A 661-nucleotide genomic window follows, 5' to 3' on the forward strand; every position below is an offset into this window, starting at 1 on the left:
GCGTACAATGCCCGTGGAGGCCGACAGGCGCATGGCTACCCACGTCCGTTAAACCGGCCAAAGTAGCCATTCAATCGCAAGGTTGAAAATGACCGCGTGCGGCGCGACGGCGACCTCCCGAGCGGTCGCCTGCAACGTCGGCTTTCGGAATAGGCAAAGCTGGCCTCTAGGTCCGGCTTCAGGCGCAAAGCTGACGCCAAAGCCGGCGCTTGGAAATGTCGATTAGACTAGCTAAGGGGAAAATCGAACAGCACGGTATTTCCGCAGCGCATCAAGTAAGTCCAATCTCATCCGAGCTCATGGACCGCTACGCCCGGCACTACAGTCTTGGCGATCTCGCACAGGTGCTGGTGATGTGTCAGGTAGATTACCTGTCCTGCACTTGCCATCTCCCCAAACAACCTGAAAACCTCCTCCGACCGGACATGGTCGAAGGTCTCCATGATGTCGTCGGCGATGAATGGTACTGCGGGTCGAAACTGTGCGAACTCGTAATACCCGGCAAGCCTGAGCGCCAGGTAGAGCTGAAAACGTGCCCCTTTTGACAGCGCGTCGGCGACCTTGGATTGCCCGTCGCGCTGCAACGCGATGAGCACTTCCCCACCCTTCACGGGCTGGGTTGTCAGGCCAGAGTACTGGCCGCGCGTCATGAGAGCGAATG

Annotated in this window: 1 pseudogene; it reads right to left on the reverse strand. The window is 58.7% G+C overall.

The annotated features are described in order from the left end of the window. Positions 1–287 precede the first annotated feature (287 nt). Positions 288–661, reverse strand: a pseudogene (locus EN991_RS38705) (hypothetical protein); the annotation flags it as partial.

Origin of the sequence: Mesorhizobium sp. M7A.F.Ca.US.005.03.2.1 (genome assembly GCF_003997795.1) — a bacterium.
Lineage (GTDB): Bacteria > Pseudomonadota > Alphaproteobacteria > Rhizobiales > Rhizobiaceae > Mesorhizobium > Mesorhizobium ciceri.